26 protein-coding genes are annotated in these 23707 nt (G+C 61.7%); 13 read left to right on the forward strand and 13 right to left on the reverse strand.

The genetic code is table 11. The annotated features are described in order from the left end of the window. On the reverse strand, positions 1-1011 hold the full coding sequence (locus RHIBR816_RS0126055; protein WP_018239527.1) for a heparan-alpha-glucosaminide N-acetyltransferase: 1011 nt from the start codon (positions 1009-1011) through the stop codon (positions 1-3). Between the two features lie 148 nt (positions 1012-1159). Continuing rightward, positions 1160-1846: a DUF599 domain-containing protein gene (locus RHIBR816_RS0126060; protein ID WP_018239528.1), complete on the reverse strand. Its 687-nt coding sequence runs from the start codon at positions 1844-1846 to the stop codon at positions 1160-1162. Between the two features lie 267 nt (positions 1847-2113). Between RHIBR816_RS0126060 and RHIBR816_RS0126065 the strand changes: the two genes are divergently transcribed. Both RHIBR816_RS0126065 and RHIBR816_RS0126070 read left to right on the forward strand, forming a co-directional pair. After that, positions 2114-3514, forward strand: a complete 1401-nt coding sequence (locus tag RHIBR816_RS0126065) for an L-serine ammonia-lyase (RefSeq protein WP_018239530.1) — start codon at positions 2114-2116, stop codon at positions 3512-3514. A 76-nt stretch (positions 3515-3590) separates the two neighbouring features. Then, on the forward strand, positions 3591-4028 hold the full coding sequence (locus RHIBR816_RS0126070; protein ID WP_018239531.1) for a DUF1489 family protein: 438 nt from the start codon (positions 3591-3593) through the stop codon (positions 4026-4028). Between the two features lie 35 nt (positions 4029-4063). On the opposite strand, the gene RHIBR816_RS0126075 is transcribed toward RHIBR816_RS0126070, so the two are convergent. The 4 genes from RHIBR816_RS0126075 to RHIBR816_RS0126090 form a co-directional block, all read right to left on the reverse strand. Continuing rightward, positions 4064-4333 carry a hypothetical protein gene (locus RHIBR816_RS0126075; protein ID WP_018239532.1) on the reverse strand — a complete coding sequence of 90 codons (270 nt, stop codon included), beginning with the start codon at positions 4331-4333 and terminating at the stop codon, positions 4064-4066. Between the two features lie 78 nt (positions 4334-4411). Continuing rightward, positions 4412-5929 (reverse strand): D-alanyl-D-alanine carboxypeptidase, encoded by a 1518-nt coding sequence (locus RHIBR816_RS0126080; protein WP_026187438.1) that lies wholly within the window; start codon positions 5927-5929, stop codon positions 4412-4414. A 180-nt stretch (positions 5930-6109) separates the two neighbouring features. Continuing rightward, the gene (locus RHIBR816_RS0126085; RefSeq protein WP_018239534.1) at positions 6110-6838 is read right to left on the reverse strand and encodes a hypothetical protein; all 729 of its coding nucleotides are present in this window, start codon (positions 6836-6838) and stop codon (positions 6110-6112) included. Positions 6839-7107: 269 nt separating this feature from the next. Next, a complete protein-coding gene (locus RHIBR816_RS0126090; protein ID WP_018239535.1) occupies positions 7108-7716 on the reverse strand; it encodes a transglutaminase-like cysteine peptidase in 609 nt (202 codons plus the stop codon). A 286-nt stretch (positions 7717-8002) separates the two neighbouring features. Here RHIBR816_RS0126090 and RHIBR816_RS0126095 point away from each other — a divergent pair, with 286 nt between their 5' ends. Continuing rightward, a complete protein-coding gene (locus tag RHIBR816_RS0126095; RefSeq protein ID WP_018239536.1) occupies positions 8003-8224 on the forward strand; it encodes a hypothetical protein in 222 nt (73 codons plus the stop codon). A 78-nt stretch (positions 8225-8302) separates the two neighbouring features. On the opposite strand, the gene RHIBR816_RS0126100 is transcribed toward RHIBR816_RS0126095, so the two are convergent. Continuing rightward, complete coding sequence (locus tag RHIBR816_RS0126100) at positions 8303-8914, reverse strand: PilZ domain-containing protein (RefSeq protein ID WP_018239537.1); 612 nt, start codon at positions 8912-8914, stop codon at positions 8303-8305. Positions 8915-9008: 94 nt separating this feature from the next. Further along, positions 9009-9626, reverse strand: coding sequence for a PAS domain-containing protein (locus RHIBR816_RS34610; protein WP_084811319.1), 618 nt, complete (start codon positions 9624-9626; stop codon positions 9009-9011). A gap of 349 nt (positions 9627-9975) precedes the next feature. Between RHIBR816_RS34610 and RHIBR816_RS0126110 the strand changes: the two genes are divergently transcribed. Both RHIBR816_RS0126110 and RHIBR816_RS0126115 read left to right on the forward strand, forming a co-directional pair. Continuing rightward, the gene (locus RHIBR816_RS0126110; protein ID WP_018239539.1) at positions 9976-10701 is read left to right on the forward strand and encodes a rhomboid family intramembrane serine protease; all 726 of its coding nucleotides are present in this window, start codon (positions 9976-9978) and stop codon (positions 10699-10701) included. Between the two features lie 333 nt (positions 10702-11034). Continuing rightward, on the forward strand, positions 11035-11463 hold the full coding sequence (locus RHIBR816_RS0126115; RefSeq protein WP_018239540.1) for a CBS domain-containing protein: 429 nt from the start codon (positions 11035-11037) through the stop codon (positions 11461-11463). 106 nt (positions 11464-11569) lie between these two features. Here the strand turns inward: RHIBR816_RS0126115 and RHIBR816_RS0126120 are convergent, their stop codons facing one another. From RHIBR816_RS0126120 to folE, 3 genes are all read right to left on the reverse strand, one after another. Beyond that, positions 11570-12532, reverse strand: a complete 963-nt coding sequence (locus RHIBR816_RS0126120; protein WP_018239541.1) for a patatin-like phospholipase family protein — start codon at positions 12530-12532, stop codon at positions 11570-11572. A 308-nt stretch (positions 12533-12840) separates the two neighbouring features. Next, positions 12841-13293 (reverse strand): phosphoribosyl-AMP cyclohydrolase, encoded by a 453-nt coding sequence (hisI, locus tag RHIBR816_RS0126125; RefSeq protein WP_018239542.1) that lies wholly within the window; start codon positions 13291-13293, stop codon positions 12841-12843. Between the two features lie 109 nt (positions 13294-13402). Further along, positions 13403-14020 carry a GTP cyclohydrolase I FolE gene (gene folE / locus RHIBR816_RS0126130; protein WP_018239543.1) on the reverse strand — a complete coding sequence of 206 codons (618 nt, stop codon included), beginning with the start codon at positions 14018-14020 and terminating at the stop codon, positions 13403-13405. 339 nt (positions 14021-14359) lie between these two features. On the opposite strand from folE, the gene RHIBR816_RS0126135 reads away from it, so the two are divergent. The 6 genes from RHIBR816_RS0126135 (at position 14360) to RHIBR816_RS0126160 (ending at position 20600) form a co-directional block, all read left to right on the forward strand. Further along, entirely contained in the window at positions 14360-14806 is a 447-nt protein-coding gene (locus RHIBR816_RS0126135; protein WP_018239544.1) for an iron-sulfur cluster assembly scaffold protein, read from the forward strand. Positions 14807-14809: 3 nt separating this feature from the next. Further along, positions 14810-15196 (forward strand): membrane protein insertion efficiency factor YidD, encoded by a 387-nt coding sequence (yidD, locus tag RHIBR816_RS0126140; protein ID WP_018239545.1) that lies wholly within the window; start codon positions 14810-14812, stop codon positions 15194-15196. Further along, positions 15193-15612: a DUF2267 domain-containing protein gene (locus tag RHIBR816_RS0126145; protein ID WP_018239546.1), complete on the forward strand. Its 420-nt coding sequence runs from the start codon at positions 15193-15195 to the stop codon at positions 15610-15612. Before yidD ends, RHIBR816_RS0126145 begins: the two co-directional genes overlap by 4 nt. Before the next feature lie 12 nt (positions 15613-15624). Beyond that, positions 15625-16164, forward strand: coding sequence for a DUF1697 domain-containing protein (locus tag RHIBR816_RS0126150; RefSeq protein WP_018239547.1), 540 nt, complete (start codon positions 15625-15627; stop codon positions 16162-16164). A 119-nt stretch (positions 16165-16283) separates the two neighbouring features. After that, a complete protein-coding gene (thrS, locus tag RHIBR816_RS0126155; protein WP_018239548.1) occupies positions 16284-18269 on the forward strand; it encodes a threonine--tRNA ligase in 1986 nt (661 codons plus the stop codon). A 306-nt stretch (positions 18270-18575) separates the two neighbouring features. Further along, complete coding sequence (locus RHIBR816_RS0126160; protein WP_245262661.1) at positions 18576-20600, forward strand: bifunctional diguanylate cyclase/phosphodiesterase; 2025 nt, start codon at positions 18576-18578, stop codon at positions 20598-20600. 50 nt (positions 20601-20650) lie between these two features. Here the strand turns inward: RHIBR816_RS0126160 and RHIBR816_RS0126165 are convergent, their stop codons facing one another. After that, entirely contained in the window at positions 20651-21652 is a 1002-nt protein-coding gene (locus RHIBR816_RS0126165; RefSeq protein WP_018239550.1) for a hypothetical protein, read from the reverse strand. A gap of 100 nt (positions 21653-21752) precedes the next feature. On the opposite strand from RHIBR816_RS0126165, the gene RHIBR816_RS0126170 reads away from it, so the two are divergent. Together RHIBR816_RS0126170 and RHIBR816_RS0126175 are read left to right on the forward strand one after the other, a co-directional pair. Next, positions 21753-22337 carry a nitroreductase gene (locus RHIBR816_RS0126170; protein ID WP_018239551.1) on the forward strand — a complete coding sequence of 195 codons (585 nt, stop codon included), beginning with the start codon at positions 21753-21755 and terminating at the stop codon, positions 22335-22337. Then, positions 22337-22939 (forward strand): flavin reductase family protein, encoded by a 603-nt coding sequence (locus RHIBR816_RS0126175; protein ID WP_018239552.1) that lies wholly within the window; start codon positions 22337-22339, stop codon positions 22937-22939. Before RHIBR816_RS0126170 ends, RHIBR816_RS0126175 begins: the two co-directional genes overlap by 1 nt. Here the strand turns inward: RHIBR816_RS0126175 and RHIBR816_RS0126180 are convergent. After that, positions 22936-23640 (reverse strand): aldolase, encoded by a 705-nt coding sequence (locus RHIBR816_RS0126180; protein WP_026187440.1) that lies wholly within the window; start codon positions 23638-23640, stop codon positions 22936-22938. The genes RHIBR816_RS0126175 and RHIBR816_RS0126180 overlap by 4 nt on opposite strands. Positions 23641-23707 lie beyond the last annotated feature (67 nt).

A 23707-nucleotide genomic window follows, 5' to 3' on the forward strand; every position in this document is an offset into this window, starting at 1 on the left:
CTAGTCCCCCGACTGTGCTTCCATTGTGCACTGAGTGGCGATTCGCGCAATGCGTTCATCCGAGCTCAAGTCGATCTTCCCCTGGTTTAGATCTTCGAACAGCTTCTGTTCTTTCAACCGGTCGAGCGTGCAGCCGCAAAAGGTGCTGCACGTGATGGCCGATTCCTGGCGGTTGCAGGCTTGCTCGCAGTTCAGGCGGTAGGTCGCCGCCGCATCCGGCAGGGGGGCGGGTACGACGAGTGAAAAGGCATAGACGAGCCCGATGAGCAGCGGCTGGTGGATCAGGTATATGGCCAGACTGTGGCGCCCGCCGAAGGCGAGGGGTTTGATCCACAGCTTGCGATCCCGGTCGGTTTGCGCGGGCCGTGCCCATGCGGCAAATATCGGATGAAGCAGCTTCGCCGTCCCGAGACCGAGGAGAAACGGTGCCAGCCACGGCAGCAGCGGCACGTAATCGTTCGAGCGTGGGATCGTCTCGGAAAGTCCGACCCACCAGAGCGCGGGCGCATCGAAAAGGGGCGAGCGCAGATAGAGGGGAGCGGCAAATGCAGCGGCGGCGGCCAGGAAGGAGACCGGCGCGGGGAGCCGCAGGAAAAGAATGCCGACGAGGCTTGCCGCCGCGATCGCATGGAGAATGCCGAAAAAGATGAAAGACTGGGGAAGGGCGAACCAGGTGGCGATGCTGATCAGCGCCGCCGCCCCGGCGATCTTGGCGAAGCGCCGGAGAAATGCGCGCCCGCGGAACTTCGGACTGTGGCCGAGCACCAGGCTGTAGCCGGCGAGAAACAGGAAGCTGCTGGCGATCAGCCGCGCGAAGAGCCTCCAGCCGCCGGAGCCGGCCGTGCCCGCCGCCACATAGCCGAAGAATTCCAGGTCCCAGGTGAAATGGTAGATCGCCATGGCGACGAGGGCGAGACCGCGCAGCGCATCGAGGAGATCAATTCGTCCGGACCTCGAGACACCCGGCTGCAGGGTCGGCGTTTCGTCGATCGTCGCAGGAGTATCGGGCATGGAGTCGCCTTCCTGTCAGGAGAAAGGGAGTTCATTCGGATTTTGCAATCGCGTGACCATGTCGAAATGAGGGCCGATGCGCCTCTTTGTCCAGCGCCAATCGCCTCCATGCCTGTGGTTCCACAGCCCATGATGGCAGCTCGAACACCTACGCGTCGGCGATCAGCGCATCGCGTGCTTCGGAGAAGAATTGCCGGCGTGTCAGCACGAAAATCACGAGGCCCGTCAGCACGATGAAGACATAGGGGCTGATGAACCATCCGAGATAGCCGATCGACAGGAAGATCGCCCGCAGGCCGGCATTGAAATGTTTGGCAGCGAGGACGTTCATCCGTATGGCGCGCTCGGCGGCCCGTTCGGCGGCCTGGCGATCGCGCGACATGTCGGCCGTCATCGGGATGCCGCCCATCAGGATCGAACAGTAGTTGAACAGCCGATAGGACCAGCCGAACTTGAAGAAGGAATAGCCGAAAAGGCATGTCAGACCGCCGACCTTCAGTTCGAATCCCGCCCGACCGCCGCGAAAAATCTGCGGCAGGTCGTTGAAGATCATCTGCACCTGTTCGGTTGCGCCGAGCAGCGCAAAGCAGCCGCCGAGTGCGAAAATGGTGGTCGAGGCAAAGAAGGCGGTGCCGGCCTGCAGGCCGGCGATGATCTGGGTGTCGATCATCTTCAGGTCGCGGTTGAGGGAGTTGCGAATCCACCGCGCCCTGTTTTCGTTCATCAGGCGGGTCAGGCTGATCCGCTTGAACTTGCGCCGGCCATCGGTCGCCCAGTTGAAGCTGCCCCACAGCAGCAGGAAGATGCAGAGCGCTATGTAATCTTCGATTGTCATGCACGTCTTTTGGCATGGCCGTTTGAAAATGCAAGATCGCCGCCGGTCCGGGCCTGTCGCGTGGGACAGCCCGCGTATACAATGTCGCACGCACAGAACCCGATGTCGGTCGGTTGGCTGATCGAACGGCATAGGATCGCATAGGTTTTCACCCTATATAAGGATGATCGGACCGCAGTCGGAAGGATTCGCGGCTCGATCAAGATCATCGACAGGGCTTTGATCCGCTCACGCGGCAGCTCGTCCGGCGCTGGGGCAGGCAAATTCATGTTTCTTTCCGTCTTCGACGTTTTCAAGATCGGTATCGGTCCTTCGAGTTCTCACACGATGGGGCCGATGTCGGCGGCGAACCGCTTCCTCGATCTCATCCTGTCGGACGAATGGCCGCGCCCGTCGCACACCGCGGTTGCCTCCATCAAGGTCAGCCTTCATGGTTCTCTGGCTCATACGGGCATCGGCCATGGCACGGGCAGGGCGGTTATTCTGGGACTGATGGGGGAACGGCCTGATCTGGTCGATCCCGACCGGATGGACGCCATTATCGACGAGGTCGAGCGAACGGGCCGTATCACGCCTCCTGGGCATCCCTCCTACGCATTCCAGCCGAAGACCGATCTCGTCTTCGACAAGAAAGTGCCGCTGCCGGGTCATGCCAATGGCATGTCCATTGCCGCCTTCGACCGCGACGACCGGCTGTTGTTGAAGCGGATCTATTATTCGATCGGCGGCGGTTTCGTGGTCACCGATACGGAGCTTGAAGCGATGCGGGCGGCAAAGAACAAGCCTGCCGGCGTCAGGATTCCCTATCCCTTTGCCACCGCCCAGCAGATGCTCGACATGGCGGCGCGCTCCGGCCTGACGATTGCCCAGATGAAACGGGCGAATGAGGAGTCTTCGATGTCGAGGGAAGAACTCGACGCCGGACTCGATCGCATCTGGTCGGCGATGAGCGCCTGTATCGATCGTGGCCTCAGCCAGGACGGGATCATGCCGGGCGGGCTGAAGGTCCGCCGGCGGGCGCGCGCAATTCATGACAAGCTGCAGGAGGAGTGGCGCTCCAACAAGACCAATCCGTTGCTCGCGAACGATTGGCTGAGCGTCTACGCGATGGCCGTCAATGAAGAGAATGCGGCCGGCGGCAGGGTCGTGACCTCGCCGACGAATGGCGCGGCCGGCGTCGTGCCGGCGACGATCCGCTATTACCTGCATTTCCATGAGGATGCCGATCAGGACGGCATTCGCGACTACCTTCTGACGGCCGCCGCGGTCGGCGGCATCATCAAGCACAACGCATCGATCTCCGGCGCAGAAGTCGGCTGTCAGGGCGAGGTCGGGTCGGCGTCCGCGATGGCGGCAGCGGGCCTGGCGGCGGTGATGGGCGGCACGCCCGAGCAGGTCGAGAATGCGGCCGAAATTGCGCTGGAGCATCATCTCGGCATGACCTGCGACCCGGTCGCGGGGCTCGTTCAGGTGCCATGCATCGAGCGCAATGCGCTCGGCGCCGTGAAAGCAGTCACCGCCACATCGCTTGCACTCAAGGGGGATGGCAAGCATTTCGTGCCGCTCGACGCCTGCATCGAGACGATGCGGCAGACCGGCATCGACATGAACGAGAAATACAAGGAAACCTCGACCGGCGGTCTGGCGGTCAACGTCGTCGAGTGCTGAAGCCGGGGCGGCTTTTGTGGACGAATCCGCTCAAGACGCTTGACCGTGACCGGCGGACGGGTGTTCAAGCAATGCCATGGCTTTGCATCTCATAAAGCTCTGCGTCGGCGCAGAATCCATCGAAGACTTGCGCGAATGGGTTTCACGCAGGGCCTTGGCGGCTGTCGCGGCCGGACAGGAGCCGCACTCCTTCCATACGACCCGGATGGTTCCGAAACGTACGGAAGACCTTCTCGCCGGCGGATCTCTCTACTGGGTGATCAAGGGTTATGTGCAGGCACGCCAGCCGCTGATCGGCATCGAGATCTTCACTGACAGCGAGGGCATCGGCCGCTGCAATCTTATACTCGGGCCGCAAGTGGTCGAAACGGAACTTCAGCCGCGCCGCGCATTCCAGGGCTGGCGGTATCTGGAGGAGAAGGAGGCGCCGCGCGACCTGGCAGCTCTTTCTTCCGATGGCGGCGAGATGCCGCTCGACTTGCGGCGCGAGCTTGCAGAACTGGGGCTTCTGTAGGAGGCGCGTTCGCGCTGCGAAAACGCGTCCGAGTCCTAGCCGATCCGGATCCTCAAAGGGTGTCGGCGACCGGCTGTCGTGACATGCAGGTGTATCTCCGCTCGGGGCTGGGTCGAGCGCCAGGCGCGGGCGCCATGCGTCAGCAGGATGGCCACCAGATCGCGCGTCTTCGCCTTGGATCGGTTGAGCCCGGCATCGGCAATGCGCATGGCCGCCTCATGGAGCGGATGCAGGCCGATGCGCGGGGGCTTTTCCTTCTTCCCCGGTATCGCAGTGATGCCGGGGACGTTCTCGTTCACTGCCATGACAAACCTCGTTACGCTTATACAATTTCCGAGGAGGACGGCAGGAAATACGCATCCGGCCGCCAGCTGTCGTGTCGTTCACTGCTGGCTAGCCCAGCAGGCAAATCCCTTCTTCTTCAAGACCTTGCAGGCGTTGACCGCCTTGTTCTGATCGTCGAAGCCGCCGAAACGCGCACGATAGACCTGCGCCGCGCCGTCGCCGAAGGCGACCGTGAACGGCGTCGCATCGCGCAGTACCTTGCCGCCTTTTTCCTTGGCATTGCCGAGGAGTGTCATTGCCTGAGTTTTGTCGGACGTGGCACCGATCTGGATGACCCAGCCCTGCGGCTGTACGTCCGCCTGCTGCCTTGCCTGTGCGCCGGCCGAAGCTTCTGCCTTGGCGACCGAATTGGTGATCTGCGTATCGACATCGGCAGAGACGACCGCCTGCCGGGTGAGCTTGGCGCTCTGGGCGTCGAGCGTGTTCGGCGCCGCCTTGGCAGCGAGGACCGGGTTGTCCGAGGCGCGTTTCGCGGCGGCATAGGCCATCTCGACGTTCGCCACGCTTTCGCCACTGTAGCGGAAATCCGGAACCGGGCCGGTGTTCGGCAGGGATGCAGCCGCGGACGCGACGGGCGCCGACGGAGCAGTGGCTTGTACTTCGGCCTCGGCGACGGCCGTTTCCGTGACGGTTGCGACCGGTGCCGCCGGCGCTTCGGCAATCAAGTTGCCGTTCCCACGACGGGAGGCGGACGGCATGTACTTGGCGACCAGCTTGCGCATCTGCGCATCGCGGGCACCGCCGGACGTTCCGCCCATCACCACGGCGACGATGCTGCGACCGTCGAGTTGAGCGGAGGTCACCAGGTTGAAACCGGAGGCGCGTGTATAGCCGGTCTTGATGCCGTCAACGCCGCGCACATTGCCGAGGAGGCGGTTGTGATTGCCGATCGTCTGCTTGCCGAAGCGGAAGCTGCGGGTCGAGAAATAATCGTAGTATTGCGGGAAATGCTGCCGCAAGGCGAGACCGAGCCGGGCCTGATCGCGCGCGGTCGTCTTCTGCTCGGTATTCGGCAGGCCGTTGGCGTTGCGATAGGTCGTGCGCGTCATGCCGAGCGCGCGCGCCTTGTTGGTCATCATCCGGGCGAAGCGCTGCTCCGACCCTCCGAGCAATTCACCAAGCGCCGTCGCCGAGTCGTTTGCCGAACGCGTGACGAGCGAGAGGATCGCCTGCTCGACGGTGATTGCCTTGCCGGCGCGCACGCCGAGCTTCGACGGCGGCTCGGACGCTGCCTTCTTGGAAAAGGGAACCGGTGTCGATTTGCTGATGCGGCCGGCCTCGAGCGCTTCGAAGGCCAGATACAGCGTCATCATCTTGGTGAGTGAGGCGGGATAGCGCAGCTGGTCCGCATCCTCGCCGTAAAGCACCTTGCCGGTCTTCGCATCAACGACGATGCCGGCATATTTCGAATTGGCAAAAGCCGGCGCAGAGAAGGTCAAGCCGGCGACGACACCAGCGAGGACAAGCCGTCCTACCACCTTTGCAATGCCGCCAAGCGGACGTTTCGCGAGATCAAAAAAAACGGATCGAGACACTGCGTTGCTCTTCATTCTTATGTCATGGGTGTCGTCCGGACATCGCTTCCGGATGCGACCGTTCCCGAGACAGTATCGGGATAGCGTTACCAATCGGTTTATGATGAATGATTGGTTTCCGGGGCAGATTGTCTGTTCGGGTATGGCACCGGCTGGCCTATCGGCGAGCAGGCTCGCGTCCACCACGACTCTTTGACAAATTCACGGCACGCGCCGGTCTCGAATGAATCTTTCCATCGCGGCATCGATTGCTTGCCATTCCGGCAGCAACTTGGCCGAGAAACGGTAGAGAATGCTGAGATCCTTGCCGATATGAACGTCCCTTTGGCAGTCGGCACTTGTCGGCGTCGCGGGGCTCTCGGGCAGGAGGCAACGCAGGACAAAGGGCGGACGTTCAGGTCGCGCAGCGGTGAAGAACACTTCCCCGGCATAGCTGGAACGCGGCTTGGCGTCGTACCTGGTCAGTCCCGCCGGGCCGGCAAGCGGCTTGCCTTCCAGGACGTGGCGATAGATCGGTTCAAGCCTCCCCGACATGTCGCGTGACATGGTGCTCTGGGCGATTTGGACGAAGATCAGCCTTTCCGGTTGATCGACGTCGTTGAACAGATGGCGGGTCGCGTCTGTGTAGCCGTCGAGAGCCGGCCAGGTGAGGTAGAGATCGACGCGCTCGGCCATTCCCGTGGCGCGCTGGCTCTCGAAGCGGATGACGTTGGCCGGCAAGCGCAGGTGGTCCTGTCCGATGAAGATATCGAAGGTCTCGCGGCTGGAGGTGTGGCCGGCACGTGCCAGGTTCTCGCCGAGCAACCGCCCGGAGAGCGAAATGGCAATGACGAGCACCGCCAGAAGCCCGACGATGGCGGTGATCCTGTAGCCGAAGCGTGGCGAAAGAAGGGGGGCAAATTCCGATTCGGAAATGAGGGGCTTGTTCACGAGAGGCGCCGTCCGTTGCGATGGCGTGGCGGATTGAAGTTGACACGCTGATCCGCCCAGTGATCGGAATCTGATTCCGGCGGAGGCCGCTCCCTGACCCTGGCTGAGTATGGTTAATTTTCGATGAAGCGGCGGCTTCGGCGTCTCGCGTGACGAAATAAGGGCCGGTTCCGGGGACAAGCGGAACCGGCCCGAGGGCTTGGTCTGGACGGGGACAAGGACTGACCGAAGCCCGAAGGGTATGTGGTCAATGCCGCTGGCGGTCGTGCCTACTCGGTGCGGACAGTACCGACGGCAACGGCGCGGCCATCCTGCAGCTTCACCCACCGCCCGGCGTTTTCCGAGGACTGGCGCTTCAGGAAGGTATATTCGGTCTCCGACCACAGCAGAACCTTGCTGCGCATGTTGTCGAGAATGAAATCGCCGCGATCGGTGCGCACCGTCAGGACCGCGTGCCCGTCGCCGTTCGGCTGCAGCACGACAGTGATCAGGAGATCGGTGGGGGAAAAGCCGCTCTCGATCAACTTGCGGCGTTTCAGGAGGACATAGTCCTCGCAATCGCCGACGACGTCCGGATAGGACCACTTTTCTTCCACGCCATGGATTTCCATGTCGGTCATCGGCGTGATGGCCTGATTGACCTCGTGGTTGACCTCGAGAATTTTCTTCCACCCCTCGCGCGTCAGCACGGCCGGGCCGCGATCGGTGCCTGCGACCGAACATTCCGACGAATGGCTCTTGCAGAATTCGTAATGGCCGACCGGCGGGTTGGTCGAGCCACCCACGGTGATGTTTGCCGGAAGGGCGAGGGCAGGGCCTGCCAGAAAGCCTGTGGCCAAAGCCACGGCGGCGATCGTCCTGGCGATTGTCTTGTGCATGTTTGTCTCCCCGTTGTGGTTTGACAATGGCACAAAGCTTTTTATCGCGGGCGAAGATGCGAGGTAAAAACAAGTACAAATGAGAGCAGAATAAGAATAAAACTAGAATAGAATTTAAGTCGAATAAGAATAAAATTCGTTTCAAATTTTACCGAACGATGTCGGGTTCGCGTGTCGAATATCACGTATCGATCTGAAAAATAACATGTTTTTCTGAGCCTCCCTTTGCGCGCGAGACGCGCGGCATGACGCATTCCTGCGGACATCCGGGCGGGAGTCGAAGTATATGGTAGCGATAACGTTAATCAACGGAGGACTTGTCGTAACCGTTGATTTACCAAGGAAGATTTTCGCCTCGGGGCGGTTGGCGATGATAAAGGTTGGGAGGAGCCTCTGGCTGCATGATTTCTTGCAGGAGCCGGTTGAAGGACAAGAGCATGCAGCAATTCAACGCGCTGCAGCGATCCTGGTGTGTCTGAAAGGATGCATGTCGCTGCAGGGCTGGTGACGTGGTCGTCGATGGAGGTGCCGCGGGAAGCTGCCTAAGGACGGCAGCGTCGCTTCAGCACGCGGTGTCTCGTTCCGCTCAGAGGAACTCGGTCAGCGCTTCGCGCGCCTGGACGCCGGAGAACTCGATCGCAACGCCCTCTTGGAAATGGCGCACGATCCGGCCCTTCATCCCGTTGCCGAGTCTGACTGCCGTCCCCATCGCGGGGCGAACGTCGACATCGACCGCGGCGCCCGAGAGCGAAAGGTCGATGATGCGGCAGATGTATTTCTCGCCGGTGTCGAGGGTGAGCTCGGTGACGATCTTGCGCGGCGCAAGCCGGTCATGGCGCCGATCTTCCGGCAGTCCCAGTTCGTGCTTGTTGGCGATCCAGGTGAGCTGTGCCGCAAGTTTCTCGCGTTTGCGCTCGGTCGCGTTCAGTTGGATGACGAACGCGTTCTCGGCAAGTCTCGATACCGTGCCTTCGAGCCGCCCGACATGATCGATATAGGCGATGATGCGCTCGCCGGCGCGCGGGCGGGCGGTCGACGCGAAAAGCACGTCTCCCGGCGACATGTCGACGGCGGTGCACTCGAACTCGTCGCGATTGGCAAGCATCAGCCGCCCCGAGAGGTTTACCGAAACGCGCTGGAAAGCGTTCTCCTGGTGTGGCCTCGGGCCGCTGTTTTGTGCGTGCTGAAACGAGAACATGGTCACTCTGCGATCGACGTATGCTTGCACGCTGCAGTATAGGTCTTGCCGGTTAATAGAAGGTTCGTCGGAAGACCTGGATCCATTCCCGTTGTCAGCTTTTCCCGCCTTGTAGGATGCGTAGATGTAACACGTTGAGATTGTCTCGTCCACGCCGACCTGCAACGTTGACTTTTGTTCCTGCGGAAGATCCATGTGGCCGGTCGAGTGGCAAATCCGGAGAAACGTCGGGAAGGCTGAGGCCGCTTGCGACAAGATGCGTCAGCGGCGTCATGTGCAGCCATGCCGGGCGCGAGAGCGCCGAGAGTGCGCCGAGCAACCGATCGTTCGTGCCGTCTGCGGATGCGAGCGGCGAAAGCAAAAGCTCGACGTCGAGCTCCTCGCCGGCTTCCGTGGCGCCGCGCGCGTAAAGCAGCATCGGCGTGCATTGCGTCATCACCTGGTCGGCGGTTCGGGCAATCCCGTCCGCCTCCGCGTCCAGCCAGAGATCGGCGAATTTCCGGTCGCGCAATTCACGACCGAACAGCGCGCAGACGCGGGTGCCTGCAAGGCGGAAGCCGATGTCTCCGTTTGCCTGCCTTTGAAGAATGAACAGATCCGGCAACAGCGAACGGATATGCGCCGGATCGATTTCGTCCCGACGGGGGAGGTCGCGATCGCCTCGAACGGTATTCCAATATTGGAACAGCTCCATTGTCGTTCTGCTGTGCATGCGGGCGGTTCGCTCCATTGTTCGGCGCGCGGCTGTATCGGAGTGATACAGGTGGCGCGCTCTCGCTCGATCCTGGAAATGACGAAGCGATTTCCGTGCCACGCCGGAATTAAGGTTAACGAACGGTTTCGCTTGCTCGCGCGACCCGCGGCTGGCATTCCGTGGACAGCACTTCACGAAGGTTTGCCTTCGGCACATCGACTGGAGCACCGGAATTTGGGCTCGACGGCCGTTCAGTTTTCGCTGGACGGCCTTTTTTTGTTTGCTTATCCCTTTGCGCGTCGGTCCCGGCATTCGTTCGGGCGGCTGAGACACGACCGCCCTATGGGGCGTAAGCAGGAAGAGAGCGATGGAACAGGATCAGCCGGCGACATCTGTCGATGGCGACAGTGCGGCAGGCCGCAGCCGGGAACCGGCCTTCAACCTTCCCAGAGGCCTGACCGTCATTCTCCTGTTCCTGATCGCGATCCACGCGATCAGAGCCTACGTTCTGCCGGAGACGCTGGATCAGGAAGTGATCCTCAACTTCGCTTTCCTGCCGGCGCGCTACACCATACCGCTCGGCGAGCAGGGTCTCGTCTGGCTCTGGACCCCTGTGACCTATTCCTTTCTCCACGGCAGTTGGGAGCATCTGATCTTCAACATCTTCTGGATGGTCGCGTTTGGGGCGCCGGTCGTGCGGCGCATCGGCGTTGCGCGGCTGGCCATCTTCTGGTGTCTGTCGGCAGCGGCGGCCGTTGCCCTGCATGTCGTCTTCCACTGGGGCGAGATGGCGGTGGTGGTCGGCGCCTCCGGCGTCGTCTCAGGCTTCATGGGAGCTGCAGCGCGCTTCGTTTTCTCGCCAAGCGGCCGCATCAGCCGTCAGTTCGCCCATCTCAACCGGCGCCTCTCGCTCACGGAGACGCTGGCGAACCGCTCTGTGCTAGTCTTCACCGGGATTTGGTTCCTGACCAATTTCCTCATCGGACTGGGGCTTTTCTCGATAGGGGGAGCGGGAAGCGTCGCCTGGGAGGCGCATATCGGCGGTTTCCTCTTCGGTTTCTTGTTGTTCGGCCTGTTCGATCCGCGCGATTGAGGGCTGCCGCACCGCCGCATCCGGTCGGGCCCGGGCAATGCTGAATTGTTTCAACATCGCAACCATCGTGATGGCCTGTTCCCCAGAAGCGACTGAATGGCGCCGCGCGAAGGCTTGATTTCATTGGAGTACTGACGCACCATTCACCACGCCGCGCGTCTGCTAGAGGCGCAAAGGTCGCTGTAGAACTTTGAATTGCTGCATGATTTTTTCTTGAGATCGGTCCCGATCAAGGAATCACGCAGTGGGTCGCCGATCGCCTGACGTGAAGCGACCGCTGAAAAGGCCGGGTTTTCCCGCGAGCCCGGGATTGTCGCAACGGGAGATGTGTGCATGTCAGTCAAAGCAATTCTCAACGAAAAAGGCCGCAGCGTCGTAACCGTGACCCCTCAGGTCACGGTGCAGCAAGCGGCAACATATCTCCATGACAATCATATCGGTGCGGTCGTCGTCGTCGATGCGGATGAGCACATCGTCGGCATTCTCACAGAACGCGACGTCGTCGCCTCCATCGCCAAATATGGCGCCGGCTGTCTTGAGAAGCCGGTCTCCTCGATCATGTGGCAGAAGGTCTATTGCTGCGGCGAGGAAATGTCGGTGCAGTCCCTGATGGAGATGATGAGCAAGCTCCGTGCACGCCATCTCCCCGTGGAGCAGGAAGGCCGCCTTGCCGGAATAATCTCGATCGGCGACGTGGTTAAGTACCATATTCGCGCTATCGAACTCGAGGCCGAAGAGATCAAGGCCTATATCGCCGGCTAAAAGCGGATGGCAGTGTTGTCGGCCTGTCGTCGAGCCAAGGCGCACAGGACCGACCGACAAGCCGGTTGCTCTCATCTAAGAGCCCGACGGTGACGCGATCCGCGCGTTACCGGGTCAGTGCTTCCTGCATTCGCTTGATCTCGGCAAGCTTTGCCTTTGCTTCCAGGTAGCCGCGTTCGATCGCCTCGCCGGCCCGATGAAATTCCGATAGCCCGATGTCGTTAAGCTTCGGATGGAGCGCCAGATCCGGGGGGTCGCCGGCAAGACGCGCGCGCGCGATGCGGTCCTGGATGATGTTGAAGGCCTGGACCATGACGCTCGTCATGCCGAGACGCGCCGAATAGGCACCGCCTGGCTTGGCGGGAGCGTCGGGGCCTCCCATGCCGGCGCTATGCTTGACGACGGCGGAACGGCCGTAAAGGTCGTAGTTGAGATTGACGGCAACGACCAGCTGCTGCTCATGCGCTCGGCATACGGAGACGGGAACGGGGTTGACGAGCGCGCCGTCTATGAGGGTGCGTCCATTCGCGTGGATCGGCTCGAAAATCCCCGGCAGCGCGTACGACGCGCGAATGGAGGTAATCAGCGAGCCCTTTTCCAGCCAGACCTCATGGCCGCTGTGAACTTCCGTGGCGACCGCGATGAAGGGACGGTCGAGCTCCTCGATGCTGATATTTTCGAGGTGTTCCTGCATGCGTTTGGTCAGCCGCAGGCCGCCGAAGAGGCCGCCCCCGCCGATCGCGAAGTCGAGCAGGCTGGCGATGCGGCGGACGGTCAGGGACCGGGCGAAGGCCTCCAGTTCGTCGAGCTTGCCCGCGAGATAGCAGCCGCCGACGAGCGCGCCGATCGAGGTGCCGGCGATCATGCCGACCTCGATGCCCTCTTCATCGAGCGCTCTCAAGACGCCGATATGCGCCCAGCCGCGGGCCGCGCCGCCGCCGAGTGCTATGGCGATCTTGGGCTTCGCGGGCAGGGGGACTGGTTCAGGGGGAGTGGTCGTCAGCGATGTGCCGTTCGGGCCGGACAGGTCGGCGATCTGATTGTTGCGCGTAAATGTCCAGTTCAACATCCGGCACCTCCAACACCGCCGAACCGATTACCGCGCGTGTCTTGTAGGTGACCCTGCCAAGCCGGCGGTGGTGCCGGCCTTGTCCACATTCATAGCTGAGACTGGCACCAGGATTGAGATATAGCCCCGAACCCGTCGCCAATGCGGCTGGTCCGGTAAACATTGGATACATGCTGCAACACATTTCGGCACGCCGCAGTTACCGCAGGAACCGATTGTATGATAAATGATTAAACGCCCGTTTAGTTTCTAAAGGATGAATATAACACGGGGATGCGCCAAGAAAATCCAGATGCTTGGGGCCAGACCTATTTTTCGGCGTAGATAGCTGCCGGATCGAAGTATCTGCGCTCGTCCGAAATGGTAACTCTCGGCTGACCGTCCTCGACCCCGACCGTGCGATAGAAGCAGGAGCGGCGTCCCGTATGACAGGTGGCGTCGTGGCCGGCCACGGTTACCTTCAACCAGATGGCGTCCTGGTCGCAATCGGTTCTGATTTCCCGGACGGTCTGCACGTTGCCGGAGCTTTCGCCCTTCTTCCACAGACTATTGCGCGAGCGGCTGTAATAGTGGGCGATGCCGGTTTCGATGGTCAGTGCCAAAGCTTCGGCATTCATATGCGCGACCATAAGCAATTCGCCGTCGCGGTCGTCTGTCACGACGGCCGTGACCAAACCCTTCTCGTCGAAGCGGGGCGTGAAGGCCGAGCCGGCCTCCAGTTCAGCCTTGTCATTCGAGGGGGCGGTAAAAGTAAGCGTCATCGCAAAAGCTCCACTCCAGCGCCGTGCGTCTTTTCAGACGCACAAGGGTCGCTGTAGCACTTTGAACCGCTCCATGTTTTCCCTGAGCGGGAACATGCGGCGGCGGAGCTTACTTGAAGCCCCTCAACAGGGTCATGAAACGGGCCTGCTCGGCCGGCTCCGTCTTGAAGGCACCGGTAAAGGTGGTCGTCAGTGTCGTCGCACCCTGCTTCTTGATGCCGCGCATTGCCATGCACAGATGCTCGGCCTCGATCATCACGGCAACGCCGCGCGGAGCGAGCGTCTCGTCGATCGCCCTGGCGATTTGCGCCGTCATCGACTCCTGCGTCTGCAGGCGGCGGGCATAGATGTCGACGGCACGGGCGATCTTCGACAGACCGAGGACGCGGCCGTTCGGCAGGTAGGCGACATGCGCCTTGCCGATGATCGGCACCATGTGGTGTTCGCAATGGGAGTAGAACGGGATGTCCTTCTCGAGCACGATGTCGTCGTAGCCGGAAACTTCCTCGAAGGTCCGGCCGAGCACGTCCTCGGCGACAAGATCGTAGCCGCCGAAAATTTCCCGATAGGATTTCACGACCCGCGCCGGCGTGTCCTTCAGGCCTTCTCGGGTGGGGTCTTCACCTGCCCAGCGCAGCAGTACGCGAACAGCTTCCTCGGCTTCTTTCTGCGTCGGCCGACCGCTGGTGTCGTCGAGCACAGGGAAATTCTTTACTATGGCGTCCATATGGCCTCTTTTAAGCAATGCGTGATTGCTGACGTTTTATCTTTCGGACAACTCGCCATTGGCCATTCGCCTATCCCTGCAGGCATGGGTTCCGTTGGCGGGCTCCGGGGCTTTCGGGTTCTGGCTTAGCAGTGCACTGAACCGTCCGGCACGGTTTCCCAAACAACAGGCGACACTTATCCTCTTGCGGAACTGTCGCCCCAACACGACATAGCATATAGTATGGCGCCACATGGATGAAAGAGGCCCAGCGTAGCAGGTCGTGCTTTTTTCCCCTCTACCGGAGAAAATCATGCGCCGATCACTCAAAACCGCGAAAAATCAGCCGGATCGCGCCAAATGATGGATGACATTTACAACAGCAGGATTCTCGAGTTCGCCGGCAACATCCCCCGCATCGGCATGCTTGCCGATGCTCATGCGGAAGCTGCTGCCCATTCGAAGCTTTGCGGGTCGAAAGTGCGGATCTGGCTGAAAATGGATGGGGACGTCGTCACCGACTTCGCCCACGATGTGAAGGCCTGCGCCCTCGGCCAGGCATCGTCGTCGATCATGGCCCGGCACGTCGTCGGCGCGCATGCAGCGGAAATCCGCAAGGCGCGCGAGGAGATGCTGACGATGTTGAAGGCGGACGGGGAGGGGCCGTCCGGCCGCTTCGAGGACATGCGCTTCCTGCTGCCCGTTCGGGACTACAAAGCGCGCCATGCCTCGACGATGCTGACCTTCGAGGCGGTCGTCGATGCGATTGGCCAGATCGAGGCGAAGCGCCTCGCAACCGCAGTATGAACCATGTGCGGAAAGCCGCAGCAAGACCAGCTTTTTCGAGGTAGCCGAAGGGTCATCGCTGGCCGCGGCCGCAATTGGTCCGGGCCGTTCCGCAAGACTCCCGGCCGGCTCGTCGGCATGGCGACCATCCGCGCCTACCAGCTGACGCTCTCGAGTTTCATCGGCAATTCCTGCCGGCACATGCCGACCTGTTCGGAATATGGCTACGAGGCGATAGCCCGCTACGGCCTTTGGCCCGGGGGATGGCTGACGCTGTTCCGCGTCGTGCGCTGCGGACCCGGGGGGACCCATGGATTCGATCCGGTGCCGGAGCGTCTTGCGCCGCGACAGCGTTGGTATGCACCATGGCGCTATTGGCAGCCTTGGCGAAAGGATGCGGGAGCATCATGACGATCCCGATGGAATATCGGCACGCGTCTGCCGATTTTGAGCGCTTCATCCTGGATGCGCGCGACACGGCCGGTCTGCAGACCACCAATCAGGCCTATACCATGGTGCAAGCGGTGCTTCAGACATTTCGATGCCGCCTCGAGATTTCCGAAGGGCTGCTCTTCGCCGGCGTGCTGCCGGCGGTGCTGCGCGCGATCTTCGTGGCCGATTGGGACCTCGAGGAGCCGACGGTGCCTTTCTCTGGCCGTGTCGCGATGACACGCGAGGTTCAGGCTTTCCGCGGCGATCACAATCGTTCACCGGATTCGGCCATTGCGGACGTCGCCGCGGCCCTTCGGCGAAACGTGGACGAAGCGAAGCTCGATCGCGTGCTCGCGCGGCTGCCGCAGGGTGCCGTCGATTTCTGGCGGGCTTGATTCGGAGGGTAAATGACGAGCTACGTCGCGCTGCTCCACAGCATCATACTGGGCGAGGGCAGGCGTGTCGTCATGACCGATCTGAGGCAGATGGCCGAGCGGCTCGGCTATCGCTTGCCGCGCACCCTCGTCGCCACCGGCAATCTTATCTTCGAGGCGCCGGAACAGCCGCTTGCAGAAATCGAATCGACGCTCGAAAAGGCATTTCTGGAGACCTTCGGCCGACATGTGGACATCATTGCGCGTTCGGCCGATGGCTGGCTGAGCCTTGCCGCCGCCAATCCGTTCCTCTCGGCGGGCGAGGAGGATGCGGCTCGCGTCCATATTCGGGTCATGCGTTCTCCGCTTCGCCCGGACGTGCCCGACGGACTTCGGAGCTACTGTACCAGAGGCGAACGTGTCGCCCTCGTCGAGGGCGATCTCTGGGCGGATTTCGGCGGCAAGGCGAGCGAGTCGAAACTGCTCGGGGCCTCGACGACGAAGCGGCTTGGCATTGGCACGTGGCGAAACTGGAACACGGTCAAGGGTTTGCGCGCCATGCTTGCCGGTTGAAGAGCCGGCGCGCCTTTACTCGCCCGCCAAAAACCTTTATCAGGCCCGCGTCAATTCACCGGCCCCAGCCGGCAACCATACCACCCGCATTCGTTGGCGGGACTGGATAGGAGATCATGATGTCGCATTCCGTTTCCCTTACATTCCCTGATGGTTCCGTCCGCGAGTTTGCCGCGGGCGCGACCGGCCGCGACGTGGCCGAGTCGATCTCGAAGTCGCTCGCCAAGAAGGCTGTCGCGATCGCTCTCGACGGCGACCTGCGCGACCTTTCCGATCCGGTCGCCGACGGCAAGATCGAGATCGTCACGCGTGAAGACAAACGCGCGCTGGAGCTGATCCGCCACGACGCGGCCCATGTGATGGCCGAGGCCGTGCAGGAATTGTGGCCGGGAACGCAGGTGACGATCGGTCCCGTCATCGACAACGGCTTCTACTACGACTTCGCCAAGAACGAGCCCTTCACGCCCGATGACCTGCCGGTCATCGAGAAGAAGATGAAGGAGATCATCGCGCGCAACAATCCTTTCACCAAGGAGGTCTGGTCGCGCGAAAAGGCGAAGGAGGTCTTCGCGGCCAAGGGCGAGAGCTACAAGGTCGAACTCGTCGACGCGATTCCGGAAGGCCAGGACCTGAAGATCTACTACCAGGGCGGCTGGTTCGACCTCTGCCGTGGTCCGCACATGGCCTCGACGGGCCAGATCGGCACGGCCTTCAAGCTGATGAAAGTGGCCGGCGCCTATTGGCGCGGCGACAGCAACAATCCCATGCTGACTCGCATCTATGGTACGGCCTGGCATACGCAGGAAGAACTGGATCAGTACCTGCACGTGCTCGCCGAAGCCGAGAAGCGCGACCATCGCCGCCTCGGCCGTGAGATGGACCTGTTCCATTTCCAGGAAGAGGGTCCGGGCGTCGTCTTCTGGCACGGCAAGGGCTGGCGTATGTTCCAGAGCCTCGTCGCGTATATGCGCCGCAGGCTCGAGGTCGACTACCAGGAAGTCAACGCGCCCCAGGTTCTCGACAAGTCCCTTTGGGAGACCTCCGGCCACTGGGGTTGGTACCGCGACAACATGTTCAAGGTGACGGTTGCCGGCGACGAGACGGACGACGAGCGGGTCTTCGCGCTGAAGCCGATGAACTGCCCGGGCCACATCCAGATCTTCAAGCATGGTCTGAAGTCTTACCGCGAACTGCCTGTCCGCATGGCCGAATTCGGCGCCGTCCATCGCTACGAGCCGTCCGGCGCGCTGCACGGACTGATGCGTGTGCGCGGCTTCACGCAGGACGACGCGCACATCTTCTGCACCGACGAGCAGATGGCCGCCGAATGCCTGAAGATCAACGATCTGATCCTCTCCGTCTATGAGGACTTCGGCTTCAAGGAAATCGTCGTCAAGCTTTCGACCAGGCCGGACAAGCGCGTCGGCTCCGACGCTCTCTGGGACCGTGCCGAAGCGGTGATGACCGAAGTGCTGAAGACCATCGAGGCGCAATCCGAAGGCCGCATCAAGACCGGCATCCTGCCGGGCGAGGGCGCCTTCTATGGGCCGAAGTTCGAATATACGCTGCGGGACGCGATCGGCCGCGAATGGCAGTGCGGAACGACCCAGGTCGACTTCAACCTGCCGGAGCGCTTCGGTGCCTTCTACATCGACAGGGATTCGGAGAAGCGCCAGCCGGTGATGATCCATCGCGCCATCTGCGGTTCGATGGAGCGGTTCCTCGGCATCCTGCTCGAAAACTATGCCGGCCACATGCCGCTGTGGATCTCGCCGCTGCAGGTGGTGGTCGCAACGATCACCTCCGACGCGGACGATTACGGCCGCGAGGTCGCTGCGCGTCTGCGTGAGGCCGGACTTACGGTCGAGACCGACTTCCGCAACGAGAAGATCAACTACAAGGTCCGCGAACATTCGGTGACGAAGGTTCCGGTGATCGTCGTCTGCGGCAAGCGCGAGGCGGAGGAGCGTTCGGTCAACATCCGTCGGCTCGGCTCGCAGGCGCAGACGGCGATGTCTCTGGACGAGGCTGTCGCTGCGCTCTCGAGCGAAGCCATGGCGCCCGACCTCAACCGCAAGGCCGAACGGAGCGCCCGGGCTGCCTGAGCACGGTTGCCGGTGATATTTGAAACTGCGGAGCATGCGCCTGAAGGGGCGCGTGCCCCGCCCGAATCCGGACTTCGCGCGCGCAACTGTTAACCATGGCTCTTAATCCGGCTTACATGATCGGACGCTAAAGAAGGAAGTGCAGCGCATTGCGCGGACATGACGTCTCCTGCAGTCCGAAAGGCATGGCCCTTCAATTCTCGTCCGCAGACTGAATCATGTCGCTCAATACCGCCGATCCAGACATCCGCCATCGTCGCAGCAACAATCTGCTTTCTTGTGATCGCCTTGCTGCTGACAGGCCTCATGACCTATGTCGTGGCGGAGATGACGCGCTCGGCAAATGAGATCGATGATGCCAGGGCCAATCGCGCCGCGCAGACTGCACTTGTGGCTTTTTCTGCCCGTCTGAGCGCGACTGTCACGGACAATTCAGTCTGGGATCAAGCCTACGAGGCAATTGCTTCCGCGGACGCCAAAGACTGGGCCTACGACAATTGGGGATCCACTTCTGCGGATTACCCGCTCTATGATGGCGCCATTGTCATTGGCCCCGACGGAAGCGTGGTCTCTGCTTACAAGAAGGGCGAGCCGTTCGAACCGCGCGCCTATTTCGGCGAAGCATTCAATCGCCAGGTCCAAGCCGCCGGAGACCCTGGTCAAACCCCTTTGCTCAACTTCTTCGAGACCAAGGATGGCGTCGCGCTGGTCGGATCCCAGGCAATTCAGCCATACCAGCCGGGTTCAAAGCTCCCGAAGCTGAATGTTCTGACCTTCTATAAGTTGGTGACGCCCGACGTTATCGCTGCGCTGGCGAGCGAACATGGGCTCGACGGGCTGAGCCTCGAAGATGCACTCCAGCCAGGCCGCCTCAACATTCCCATCAAGGATATGGACGGTGCCGCGATAGCCGATCTCGCCTGGCCGAGCACGAACCCGGGAAGCGCTGCCTTCAACGAAGTTTATCCCTATGTGGCCTCGGCAGCCGCCATCCTGATCGTGTTTCTGGGAGGCGTTCTTCTCGCCGGTGCATCCGAGGCTCGGCGCCTCCACCGCTTGGCGGAAGCCGCGCGCTTCGACGCGAATCACGACAGTTTGAGCGGACTGCTCAACAGGCACGGACTGCTGGATGTGCTGGAGCGATCGGACAGCTACGCTTCGACGACCTCGCTCTATCTGATCGATCTCGATGGCTTCAAGGCCGTCAACGACGCCTGGGGCCATGCGATCGGCGATGCGTTGATCTGCCTCGTCGCGAAGTCGCTGCCGGCCTGTCATCCGGAAATCGCCGCCGCGGCGAGGTTAGGCGGCGACGAATTCGCCCTCGTGCAGGTCGGAACGGCGCCGCATGCCGAAATCGAGCGCGCGATCCTTTCGCTTCTTGTCGAGCCCTTCAAGATAGACGATCGCACCATCGAAGTGGGTGCGAGCATCGGGGCGGCGGTCCGAACCGAAAACCTGGCACCGCTGGAACTGCTCCGCCGCGCCGATATGGCGCTCTACCGCGCCAAGGAAAATGGCAAGGGCCAGGCCGTCCGGTATGCCGAGGAACTGGATCGGGAACGCCAGCGGGTTGCGGAACTCGAAGGGAAGTTGAGGAGTGCCATAACCAGCGGCGCTATCGAGCCCGCCTTTCAGCCGCTCGTGTCCGCGGCGACGGGAGCGATCATCGGTGTGGAAGCACTCGCCCGCTGGCCGAGCGCGTCAGGAAATATCAGCCCCGAAATATTCATTCCTCTCGCCGAGCGGTCCGGTCTCATCGACGCTCTCGGCGTTCACATGCTGCGGACATCGCTTCGGCATGCGAAAAACTGGCCCGGCCTGGCGCTGTCGGTCAATGTCTCGCCAATCCAGCTGTGCAATCCCGACTTCGCCGCACAGGTGATTGCCGTCCTCAAGGAATTCGATTTCGATCCGGGCCGCCTTACCCTGGAAATAACCGAGGGTGTGCTGATGATGAACCCCGATCAAGCGCGCCGCTCGATCGATCAGCTGAAGTGCTTCGGCATCAAATTCGCTCTCGACGATTTCGGCTGCGGCTATGCGAGCATCGGTGCCTTGCGGCAGTTTGGCTTCGATCGCATGAAGATCGACCGCTCGCTCGTGTCTGGCGTGGAGAATGCTGCCAACGGCGTCGAAGTGCTTCGAGCAACGATCTCCCTGGCGACGGCGCTGGACATCCCCGTGACTGCAGAAGGAATCGAGAACCCCCGCCAAGCGGCGATACTTCGAGAGACTGGCTGCGACCAACTGCAGGGATATCTCGTCGGCAGGCCCATGTCGGCCCGCGACATTTCCGACAAACTGCTAGGCGAGGCCTCGGCGGCCTGAGCCTTCCGCGTCGTGATTCCCTGACGCTGCGTCAGGCCAATGCGGTGACATCAGTCGAGCGCGTTGGCATTGGCGGTCTCGCCGGGCGCGCTGCTGCCGTTCAGCAGCACTTCCACATCGGTATTGACGCCGGCCTTCACGGCAAAGTCGCGCTGGTAGATCTTGTCCTTGTTGCGCGCCACGGCTGAGTAGCTGCCTTCCGCGAGGACCAGTGTCGGAAAGGCGCCAACGCTTTCGCTGACGACGTCGCCCGAGGAGGTCAGAATCGACCACGCCGTGTCGGCAATTGCCTCGCCGCCGGGTTCCGAGACGAGCTTCAATGTCAGCTTCGCGGCGCGATGCTGGATGGTTGCTTCGGTCAGCTTGCCGGCTTCCACCTGGATGTCGGCGCGGATCACCGCATTGACGGAACCATAGTCGGAGACGACGTGATAGGTTCCGGCGCCGAGCCGGATCACTGTGTTTGGCTTCACGTCGGCGACGATGAGGGCGCGTTCGCCGTCTTCCTTCTCATCGGAAGAAAAGATCGAAAAGCTGAGTTCGTTTGGTGGAATACGGACATCGCTGCCGGAGACGGCGTTGAGCATCACGCCGCCGGCATCGAGCACCAGAACCTGCTTGTCCAGAGCGCCTTGCTGCGGCACCCGAATCTTGCGGGTCGCTGCCGCGCGCCCGAAGGCGACGTTGACGAAATATTCGCCGGGCACGAGATTGAAGGCTGTGGAACCGCCTTCGGAGGTGGCCAGCAGCGGCAGCTTCCCGTCGCCGCCAGGAATGGGGCTGAAGACGCGCCAGGTCAGGCCCGACTCGACCGGCTGGCCGTCGTTCGTCAGCAAGGCCTCGAGCTTCACGTCCTTCAATTCGCCGTTCTGCGTGGGATCGCTGACGAGCGGATTGAAGCTTGTCAGCTTCGGCATCTTTCGACTGCCGGAGATTGACGGAAAGCTCTTGAAGGGGTCGGTTGCGTCTTCCGCAAGCACCCGCCCGGCACTGGAACCGGCGAGCGCGATCGCCAATGCGGTTCTCAGCAAGATACGGGTGCGGATGCGCATGAGGACAGTTGACTTCCTGACTTGATGACTCCACTTGAGACGCCGGTATGGCATTTTCGTGGCTGTCGATCCGGCGGCAAGTTAGTGGAATTCGTGCAACATGAAAACCGAAATTAAGCTCATAGACTATCTCGCTTCCCGCAGGTCCATTCCTGCGTTCCAGATGGGGTCGCCGGGACCGGGCACGGCCGAGGTAGAGGAGATGCTGAGGCTCGCTTCCCGCGTGCCGGACCATGGAAAATTGGCGCCCTGGCGCTTCATCGTCTATCGCGGCGAGGAGAGGGCGCGGATCAGCGGCGAGCTGAAGAAGATGGCGCTCGCCGCCAGGCCGGATCTCTCGGAGGAACTGATCAAGGTCGAGGAGACGCGGCTGACGCGTGCGCCCGTCGTTGTTGCCGTGGTCAGCAAGGCCGCGCCCCATTTCAAGATTCCCGAATGGGAGCAGATGATGTCGGCCGGGGCCGTATGCCTCAACCTGTTGATGGCGGCAAACGCGCTCGGCTATGCTTCCAACTGGCTGACCGAATGGTACGCCTTCGAGGAAAAGGCCTATCCGCTGTTGGGCGTGGCGCCTGGCGAAAGGATTGCCGGCTTCATTCACATCGGCACGGCCATGGTGCCGCCGACCGAGCGCCCACGGCCGGAACTGGCCGAGATTGTCACCTGGGTCGGGGAAGACGCCTGATGTTCTATGAAACGGCCACCAATCGGCACGGTCTGCCGCACGATCCCTTCAAGGCCATCGTGTCGCCGAGGCCGATTGGCTGGATCGGCACGCGTGCTGGGGACGGTTCGTTCAACCTTGCACCCTATTCCTTCTTCAACGCGATCAGCGACCGGCCGAAGCTCGTGATGTTTTCGTCGAGCGGCTACAAGGATTCCGTACGCAACATCGAGGCAACCGGCGAGTTCACCGCGAGCTTCGCCAGTCGCAACCTGAGCGAAGCCGTCAACATGACCTCGGTGACCGCGCCGCACGGTGAGAGCGAGTTCGAGATCGCCGGGTTGACGCCGGTCGAGGGTACGCTCGTCAAGGCGCCTTTCGTCGGCGAGGCCTTCGCCGCGCTCGAATGCCGCATGACGGAGATGTTCCAGCCGAAGGGTCTCGATGGCTCGGCGTCCGACTGCTACGTCGTTATTGGCGCGGTCGTCGGCATCCATATCCGCGACGAGGCCATACGCGACGGACGATTCGATGTGACGGCCGTCAGGCCGCTGGCGCGTCTCGGTTACATGGACTATTGCGATGGCGGCGATGTCTTCGAGATGACGCGGCCGGTTCGCTAGATTTCATCCGCGTCGGCGAGAAGCCCGAGCTGCTCCAGCGACCTCGCGGCCACGGCCGAGAAGCCGTTATCCAGACTGTTGGTCCAAAGTCGACGCACTGCCGCCTCGTCGAGGGCATCGGCGGGCAGCATCTCGTAGGCCGCGATGCCGGCCTCGCTTGCTCTGAGCACGGCTGCGGCGCGTCCCGCCCGGATGACAGCCGGTACGTCGCCCGCCGCGGTGACGCGTCGGCAACCGCAGGCTTCAGCGAGGGCCGAGGCGTCGAAGATCAGCGCCGAGAGACGCGGGGAAACGCCTGCCATCGAATGGGGCGAGAGCACGCTTTCGGCAATGGTGGCGTATTCCGCAAGGAGCGCCGTTCGGCCCTGGCTTATACCCGCGACCGCCTCGGCGACTTTCAGCATCACGTCGAGCCTCTGGACATCGGTCGGACCCCGGCACGCGGCCAGCACGACGCCGTCCATTTCGGCGACAAGCGCCGAAAGATCCTCTTCATGGATCGTTTCCGCCGGCCCGATCCGCGCGAGAAAGAGGCAGGCGGATTTCTCTCTGCCGAACCGTCGCAAGCTTTGTAGGCTTTGTAGCGTCGTCGCATCGACAACGATTGCCTGAACACCCTGCAGCACCTTCTCCCCGGGAAGCTGATCGCCAGCCGCAAGATACAAGAGCGGCTTCATGGTTTGCGCGCGGTTAACGGACATGGTGAACCAATCTTAAACCTTTGACCGCTAATATTCAGACAATGGGGCTGTTGGGTGTCTAGTGGGG

This window comes from Ensifer sp. BR816, from assembly GCF_000378985.1.
Taxonomy (GTDB): domain Bacteria; phylum Pseudomonadota; class Alphaproteobacteria; order Rhizobiales; family Rhizobiaceae; genus Sinorhizobium.